Origin of the sequence: Veillonella dispar, from assembly GCF_937975875.1 — a bacterium.
GTDB lineage: Bacteria > Bacillota > Negativicutes > Veillonellales > Veillonellaceae > Veillonella > Veillonella dispar_B.
The window spans coordinates 1-7,777 of sequence record NZ_CALJSP010000118.1 but is presented as its reverse complement, the minus strand read 5'-3'; the positions used below and the strand labels follow the sequence as shown (position 1 = coordinate 7,777).

Genomic DNA, 7,777 nt, shown 5'->3' with positions numbered 1-7,777 from the left:
GATTGGTGAAATCGAAATGTTTATGGCAAATCGTGAATTGTTAGCTCAAATGGGGGCTAGTGCTTTGCGTTTAGGAAAACCAAATGCAGCTCATGATATTGCAAAACTTGCATTATCTATTGCAAAGTAACAAGGAGAGGTTTTATGTTAGACGGTATTCATAAGATTCATCTTATTGGTATAGGTGGGTCTGGCATGCGTGCTATAGCGAATATTTTAATTCAAAAAGGTTATGATGTATCTGGTTCAGATGTAACTGAATCTGCAGTTATTGAAAAGTTCAGAAATATGGGCGCTACCGTTCATATTGGTCATAATAAAGAGTATGTAAATGGCGTTGATGCTGTAGTTCGTTCTACAGCTATTCGTGAAGATAATCCTGAAATTGTAGCGGCAAAAGAACAAGGTATTACAATTTTGCACCGTTCCGATATTGTAAAAGCTGTGTTAGACGTAACAGATGGCATTGCAGTAGCTGGTGCTCACGGTAAAACTTCCACTACATCCATGATTGGTCAAATTTTAGTAGAAGCAGAAGCTGATCCAACAGTTATTATCGGTGGTGAAGTAGATTATTTAAAAGGTAGTAGTTGTCTAGGTAAGGGGCATTTCTCTGTAGTTGAAGCAGATGAAAGTGATGGGTCTTTCTTGAAACTACGCCCACATACTATTGTTATTACTAACATTGAAGATGATCACATGGATCACTACAAAACAATGGATAATTTGCTAAATGCATTTTGTGAGTTTGTCGAAACGTTACCAGAATCTGGCAAAGCAATCGTATGTGGAGATAATGAGAATATTCGTTATGTTATGAGCCGTGTAAATCGTAATTTCATTACATATGGCTTACGTGATAATAATGACTATGTAGCTAAAAATATTCACTACGTAGACTCTACTTTGGTATATGATGTATACCATAATGGTGTGAATGTTGAGCGCATTCGCTTACGAGTTCCTGGTGAACATAATGTATTGAATTCGTTGGCTGCCTTTGTTGTTGCTCATGATTGCTGTGGTGTAGAAACGCGCATTATTACAAAAGGTTTAGGTAAGTTTATCGGTGCAAAACGTCGTTTTGAAACAAAAGGTCACGTAGCAGGTGTATGGGTTGTTGATGACTATGCTCATCATCCTACAGAAATTAAAGCAACATTGAAAGCAGCAAAAGAGTTGGAAAAGCATCGTGTTATCTGTGTATTCCAGCCACATCGCTTTACTCGCACAAGCTTGTTAAAGGATGAATTTGCTACTGCTTTCACAAGCGCTGATGAAGTATATATGACAGATATTTATAGCTCTGGTGAAGATCCAATCTCTGGTATTGATGGCAATACGATTCCAAATGCTATTAAAGCGGCCACAGGTCAAGATGTAAATTATGTACCATCTGTTGACGATTTGCCTGAGGTATTAGCGAAAATAGTAAGACCTAATGATCTGGTTATCACCATGGGTGCAGGTTCTATTAATCAATATGGGCCAAAATTATTAGCTATATTGGAGGAAGGCTTACAATGAAAGATAAAAAAATAATCGTACTAATGGGTGGTCCTTCCAAAGAGGCTGAGGTATCTCGTCGTACTGGCGCTGCTATTGCAGAAGCACTTGAAAGCAAAGGTTATAATGCCCAAACTTTAGAACTCAATCCGCGCACTGTATTAAAAGATATTAAAGATTTAGGTGGCGAGGTTGTATTTAATGCAATTCATGGTCGTTACGGCGAAGATGGTGCGTTACAAGGCCTATTAGAAATGGCTGAAATTCCATACACTGGGTCAGGTATTATGGCTCATGCAGTAGGTATGAATAAAAAAGTAAGTAAAGATGTATTTAAAGGTGCCAATATTCCTACTGCGGCATCCGAGTCCTTTAATGGTGATCTTGAATCTGCAGAAGCTATTATTGAGCATATTCGTAAGGATTTTACAATTCCAGTAGTTGTGAAGTCTGCTACGCAAGGTTCTAGCATTGGGGTTACTATTGTTCGCGATGAAGCTCAGTTAGAAGAGGCTGTAACGGAAGCTCTAAAATATGACCCTATTCTTGTGGTAGAACAATTTCTTGATGGTCGTGAATTTACAGTATCTGTATTAGATGGTAAAGCATTGTCTGTTATTGAAATTCGTCCACATTCTGGTGAATATGATTACAAGAGTAAGTACACTGTAGGTGCTACTGAGTATTTAGTGCCAGCGCCTATTAGTGCAGAAATGACTGCTGAAATGCAACGCATTGGGGAACTTGTGTATCGTGAAGTACAAGGCAGTGGGGTAATTCGTGTTGATGTTATGACAGACCATGCAGATAATATGTATGTTCTTGAATACAATACAGTGCCTGGTATGACAGCAACATCTTTAGTACCAAAAGCAGCAAAAGAAATGGGAATTGACTTCCCAACATTATGTGAAAAAATTCTATTAACAGCTAGTATAGGGAAATTTTAAGGGCTAATAGAAGATAAGGAGTTAACTATGGATGATAAGCAAAACCATCCATCCAACTCTGGGGAGATGCAGTCTTCTACACCTGTTCGTGATGAACGGGCTGTATTTAGAAAACGAGTGTTAAAAATCGGTGGTGCAGTTACTCTCGTGTTGGTGGGGTTGTTTACACTACCTATTCCTTTTGGATCCTTAAAAGTTACTGGATCGGATAAGGTAACTGTACAAGATGTAATGGTAGCTGGTGATATTCATGAACCTGTTAATATATTGCAGATTAGTACAGAAAAATTAAAAACTAGATTATCGAAAGATTTACGTGTCGAAGAGGCTCAAATTAGCTATCAGTTGCCACTGACAATGGTGGTAAATGTAGTAGAACGCAAGGCAGTTGCAGTTGTACCGGCTCAGTTTGGATACTTAACCCTTGATAGTAAGGGACAAGTGATCGCATCTGAGCCAGCTATACAAGACACATCTGTTCCTATGATTTCTGGTGTGAAAGCTGGAAATATACTATTAGGTGATACAGTAGTAGATAAACCGATATTGGCGGCTCTTGAATATTTGAACTCACTCGATGAGGAGACATTCAAGAATATTGCAGAGGTTAATATTGGAGATCCTGATGCGATAATGGCATATACTGTTTCAGGTGTACAGATTCGACTGGGGGATGGCAAAGACTTAGCTAAAAAAGCAGAGCTAACTCAGTCGATGTTACAAGATATTAAAAAGACACATGGTAATGTACAGTATATAGATGTTAATGTTTCATCACCGTACATTAAAACCGATGTGATGCCAGAAGTTAAAAAGCATCAGAATGGAGCACCGACTACAGAAAATTCATCTACTAAGAAGGATGATAAAAAACAAGATAGATAAGGTCATGTTGAATATAAAGGTAGATGATTGTCGTGAGACACGAACGGTGGGCAATTGCCATAGTCAGCTGTATATTAGGGTTCATGGTTGTTACCCAATATAAGATGACTCAAGATAATATAGAAGAAAATATTCGCTTACAACGAACTGGCGATTTAGCAGTACAATTGAGAGAGGCCCAGAGTGAACGTGATGCTTTGTTAAAGCAAATTGAGTCACTAAAAAAATCTGGCGCTAATGGCGGTGGTAAAGCTGATGAACAGCTCATGATGAAAGCGGCTTTAACTAATGTTAAAGGGCCGGGCGTTAGTGTGTTGATTGAAGATAGCTTAAAGCCTGTACAAAGTGGGGAAAACCCCAATTTATATGTAATTCATGATGAAGATATTCTAAGAATTGTTAATGAATTACGGGCTGGTGGGGCTGAAGCGATAGCTATTAATGATCAACGCCTCATAGGAACGTCTGAAATACGATGTTCAGGCCCGACTATTACTGTAAATGGGAAGGTCTTTGGAGCTCCCTTTACGGTGAAAGCTATTGGAGATCCAAAGACATTAAATTCTGCGCTAACTATGCGCGGTGGTGTAGTAGATTCACTTAAACATTGGGGAATAAAGGTAACTATAAAGCAAGAAGAGGATGTAGCGATTCCTGCTTTCACAGGTACTTTTAGAGAAGAACATATGAAGCCTAATGAGTTAGGAGGTAAAGAATGAATATCTATATCTTTGCCATCATTGGCCTAATTATAGGGGCTATCCTAGGATGGATAGCACCACTTCATATCCCCGCTAGTTATTCGAATTATACTTCGGTAGCTGTTCTAGCAGCTTTAGATGCAGTATTTGGTGGCAGTCGAGCAGCATTGGAAAGAACATTTGATCTTAGTAACTTTGTCATTGGGTTCTTTTCAAATATGGTATTAGCTGTTATTCTTGTATATGTTGGTGATTTAATAGGCATTAACCTATATTATGTGGCCCTTATTGGATTTGGGTTACGTGTATTTATTAATGTAGGCGCTATACGCAAAATAATTATGACTAAGCGGTTCTAATAAATCACATTCTATATAGTGGAAAGTTTTTAAATTTTAGTGTAAAATAAATGTAATTGTTATAAGATAGTCAGTATATAAATCGATACATTGGGACGTATATTGATACAATAGATAACGATAAGAGGAGGAAGTTCAATGTCTGATTTTGCAAATATTAAAGTTATCGGTGTTGGTGGCGGCGGTAATAACGCTGTTAATCGTATGGTTGATAACCAAATTAAAGGTGTTCAATTTTTAGCCGTTAATACAGAAAACCAAGTGCTTGAATTGTCTAAAGCGGATGTAACAATTCAAATCGGTGAAAAAGTTACTAAAGGCCTTGGTGCTGGTGCTAACCCACAAATCGGTGAAGAAGCAGCTCAAGAAAGCCGTGAAGAAATTACTAAAGCTCTTGAAGGTGCTGATATGGTATTCGTAACTGCTGGTATGGGCGGTGGTACTGGTACTGGTGCTGCTCCAATCGTAGCTGAATGTGCTAAAGAAGTTGGTGCATTAACAGTTGGCGTTGTAACTAAACCTTTCGCATTCGAAGGCAAACGTCGTCGTGCTGCGGCAGAAAAAGGCATTGAGTTCTTGACTCAAAAAGTTGATACAATTATTGTTATTCCTAATGACAAATTGTTACAAGTTGTAGATAAAAAATGTTCCGTATCTGATGCATTCAGCAAAGCTGATGAAGTTCTTCGTCAAGGTATCAAAGGTATTTCCGATTTGATCCAAATTCCTGGTTTAATCAATCTTGACTTTGCAGACGTTAAAACTATCATGACTAATCAAGGCGAAGCTTTGATGGGTATTGGTGAAGGTACAGGTGAAAACCGTGCTGCAGACGCTGCAAAAATGGCTATCAATAGCCCATTATTGGAAACTTCCATCGATGGTGCAAAAGGCATCTTGCTTAATATTTCTGGTAGCTCCGAATTGGGTATTTTTGAAGTAAACGAAGCTGCTCAAATTATTTCTGATGCAGCAGACCCTGATGCAAATATCATCTTCGGTTCTGTTATCGATGAAAGCTTGGGCGATAAAGTTCAAGTTACGGTTGTAGCAACTGGTTTTGGCAATAACGCTAAAAGCGTACCAGAATTCGGTAAAACAACTACAACATCTCGTCCAGCATCCACTACAACAACAACTAACAGCGGTATCCCAGATATCCCTGTATTCATGAAACGTTAATTTATAGAGTGTATAATCAAAACATTCGTAAATAAGTAACTTAGTAAGACATATCTTGAGATATGTGTATAGGAGGTACAAATGAAGAAATTAGTATTATTAACTCTAGCAGCTACAGTTGTGGCAGGTAGTGCATTTGCAGCGGCACCTGTAACAAAAATTAGCGACGGTTCCACTAAAGTACAAGCTGATTATGCATTTAAACAACATGTATCTAAAGGTGGCGGCAATAGCAACGACGGTTTCGGTGTTTCTTTGCAACACGATCTTTCCAATAAAACTGCTGTTCAATATTCTTATGATAAATTGAATGCAAAAAATGGCGACATTAAAGATCATCAATTAGCATTAGTTTATAAAGTGCATCCAAACGTAAACGTATATGGTGCTGGTACTGCAATTCGTACAAATGATACAGAATTAGGTTTCCAAGCTGGTGTTATTGGTCATGTGCCATTGACAGAAAAAGTAAACGGCTTTGCTAAAGCTGGTTGGGGTAACGATATTAAACAAACTTACCAAGTAGGTGCTCAATATGAAGTTCGCCCTGATGTAGACTTGAACGTATACTATGGCTATGATAAATATAGCGTAAATAGCAACGATAAAACTGCAAAAGGTTTACACGCTGGTGTAGGCTACTCCTTCTAAGGATATCAAAGATCACTCTAATGAGTGGTCTTTTTTGTTTATAAATACTAGCATATGATTTATAAAAATATTTTATATAGGATATTGTATATATCCTATATACCTTAGCTTTTTTATAATTCAGATTGTAATTAGTATTTTTTCTTATGTATACAATATATTTTTAAATACTCATTGTATAATTAAATAAGTTTAGGTATGATAAATATGTAATAATTCATTTTAGATAGGATGGTGCAAGTTATGACAAGTGTTGCTGCAAAGCATGCAAAAGGGAAAAAACTTAAAGATGTAATCTTTGTAACTGCTGGCCAAGCCCAAGCTGATGCTAAAGAAAATGGTCGCGAGAACGTTGTTAATGGTACATTAGGTGCGATTTATGATGAGGATGGTAAATTAGTATTCCTTAAAACCGTTAAGGACGAATATTTAAGTCTTCCAGATTCTGAATATGTTGGTTATGCTCCGATTGCAGGTGTACCTGAGTTCCTTGCTGCTGCAGAGGCGGAATGCTTTGGACAATCTCGTCCAGAAGGTCATATCCGTAGTATTGCTACTACAGGTGGTACAGGCGGTATTCATCACTTAGTTCATAACTATACAGAACCTGGTGATGAGGTGTTGACTGCTGATTGGTACTGGGGTGCCTATCGTATACTTTGTAGCGATGTAGGTCGTACACTTGTTACCTATTCTTTATTTGATGAACATAATAACTTTAACCATGAAGCGTTCCAAAATCGTGTAAATGAATTAGCTGCAAAACAAACAAATGTCGTAATTTTATTTAATACACCTGGTAATAACCCAACAGGTTACTCTATAGAGGACAAAGATTGGGAATCTATCCTTAACTTCTTGAAAGAACTCGTTGCTATAGGCCGTAATAATGTAATCATTGGCATTGATGTAGCATACCTTGATTATTCTGGTGAAAAAGAAGAGGTTCGTGCATTCTTTAGTAAATTCAGTCATTTGCCAAAAGAAATCCTTACATGTGTTTGCTATAGCTTGTCTAAAGGCTTCACTATGTATGGTCAACGTGTAGGGGCTTTGATTGGTATTTCTGATGACGAAGAAATTGCTGATGAATTCTTAGAAATCAACAAATCTACTAGCCGTGCTACATGGTCTAATATTTGTCGTCCAGCAATGCGTACAATGGCTAATATTGTGGCTGATCCAGCTAAGTTTAAAGAATATGAAGCTGAACGCAATAGCTACTATCAATTGATTCGCGATCGTGCTGATATCTTCAAACAAGAGGCTGCACAAGTTGGCCTTCCAATGTTACCATACCGTGGCGGTTTCTTCATTACAATTCCTACAGATTCTGCTAATGCTATCTGTGAAGAATTGAAGAAAGAGCATATTTATGTTATTGCTTTAGCTAATGGTATTCGCGTTGCAGCATGTGGTATTCCTAAATTCCAAATGACAGGCCTTGCTGAAAAAATTTATAATGCTATGAAACGACTCGGCAAATTATAATTTATGCTGTTGCTAATACTAAAAGCCACTTGATATATATCAAGTGGCTTTT

Annotated in this window: 8 protein-coding genes and 1 pseudogene; all 9 read left to right on the top strand. The window is 37.7% G+C overall.

Going from position 1 to position 7,777, the window contains the following annotated elements; translation table 11 throughout:
* Positions 1 to 130, top strand: a pseudogene (locus Q7P05_RS09600) (undecaprenyldiphospho-muramoylpentapeptide beta-N-acetylglucosaminyltransferase); the annotation flags it as partial.
* A gap of 14 nt (positions 131 to 144) precedes the next feature.
* Positions 145 to 1,527, top strand: coding sequence for a UDP-N-acetylmuramate--L-alanine ligase (murC, locus tag Q7P05_RS05635; protein ID WP_303930983.1), 1,383 nt, complete (start codon positions 145 to 147; stop codon positions 1,525 to 1,527).
* Positions 1,524 to 2,456, top strand: coding sequence for a D-alanine--D-alanine ligase (locus Q7P05_RS05630; protein WP_195185848.1), 933 nt, complete (start codon positions 1,524 to 1,526; stop codon positions 2,454 to 2,456). Before murC ends, Q7P05_RS05630 begins: the two co-directional genes overlap by 4 nt.
* 27 nt (positions 2,457 to 2,483) lie before the next feature.
* Complete coding sequence (locus Q7P05_RS05625) at positions 2,484 to 3,341, top strand: cell division protein FtsQ/DivIB (RefSeq protein WP_024065457.1); 858 nt, start codon at positions 2,484 to 2,486, stop codon at positions 3,339 to 3,341.
* 23 nt (positions 3,342 to 3,364) lie between these two features.
* Entirely contained in the window at positions 3,365 to 4,060 is a 696-nt protein-coding gene (locus tag Q7P05_RS05620; RefSeq protein ID WP_024065456.1) for a DUF881 domain-containing protein, read from the top strand.
* Positions 4,057 to 4,401 carry a small basic family protein gene (locus tag Q7P05_RS05615; protein ID WP_005386246.1) on the top strand — a complete coding sequence of 115 codons (345 nt, stop codon included), beginning with the start codon at positions 4,057 to 4,059 and terminating at the stop codon, positions 4,399 to 4,401. The genes Q7P05_RS05620 and Q7P05_RS05615 overlap by 4 nt, the downstream gene beginning before the upstream one ends.
* 138 nt (positions 4,402 to 4,539) lie before the next feature.
* Positions 4,540 to 5,583, top strand: coding sequence for a cell division protein FtsZ (gene ftsZ, locus Q7P05_RS05610; RefSeq protein ID WP_129823114.1), 1,044 nt, complete (start codon positions 4,540 to 4,542; stop codon positions 5,581 to 5,583).
* An 81-nt stretch (positions 5,584 to 5,664) separates the two neighbouring features.
* Positions 5,665 to 6,234, top strand: coding sequence for an outer membrane beta-barrel protein (locus Q7P05_RS05605; protein ID WP_024064722.1), 570 nt, complete (start codon positions 5,665 to 5,667; stop codon positions 6,232 to 6,234).
* Between the two features lie 243 nt (positions 6,235 to 6,477).
* The gene (locus tag Q7P05_RS05600) at positions 6,478 to 7,725 is read left to right on the top strand and encodes an aminotransferase class I/II-fold pyridoxal phosphate-dependent enzyme (RefSeq protein WP_303930979.1); all 1,248 of its coding nucleotides are present in this window, start codon (positions 6,478 to 6,480) and stop codon (positions 7,723 to 7,725) included.
* Positions 7,726 to 7,777: the final 52 nt, after the last annotated feature.

Excerpts from the sequence above, each read along its gene's own strand:
- Q7P05_RS05625 (WP_024065457.1), top strand. The coding sequence starts at position 2,484 with ATGGATGATAAGCAAAACCATCCATCCAACTCTGGGGAGATGCAGTCT.
- ftsZ (WP_129823114.1), top strand. The coding sequence starts at position 4,540 with ATGTCTGATTTTGCAAATATTAAAGTTATCGGTGTTGGTGGCGGCGGT.
- Q7P05_RS05600 (WP_303930979.1), top strand. The coding sequence starts at position 6,478 with ATGACAAGTGTTGCTGCAAAGCATGCAAAAGGGAAAAAACTTAAAGAT.
- Q7P05_RS05605 (WP_024064722.1), top strand. The coding sequence starts at position 5,665 with ATGAAGAAATTAGTATTATTAACTCTAGCAGCTACAGTTGTGGCAGGT.
- Q7P05_RS05620 (WP_024065456.1), top strand. The coding sequence starts at position 3,365 with ATGATTGTCGTGAGACACGAACGGTGGGCAATTGCCATAGTCAGCTGT.
- Q7P05_RS05615 (WP_005386246.1), top strand. The coding sequence starts at position 4,057 with ATGAATATCTATATCTTTGCCATCATTGGCCTAATTATAGGGGCTATC.
- murC (WP_303930983.1), top strand. The coding sequence starts at position 145 with ATGTTAGACGGTATTCATAAGATTCATCTTATTGGTATAGGTGGGTCT.
- Q7P05_RS05630 (WP_195185848.1), top strand. The coding sequence starts at position 1,524 with ATGAAAGATAAAAAAATAATCGTACTAATGGGTGGTCCTTCCAAAGAG.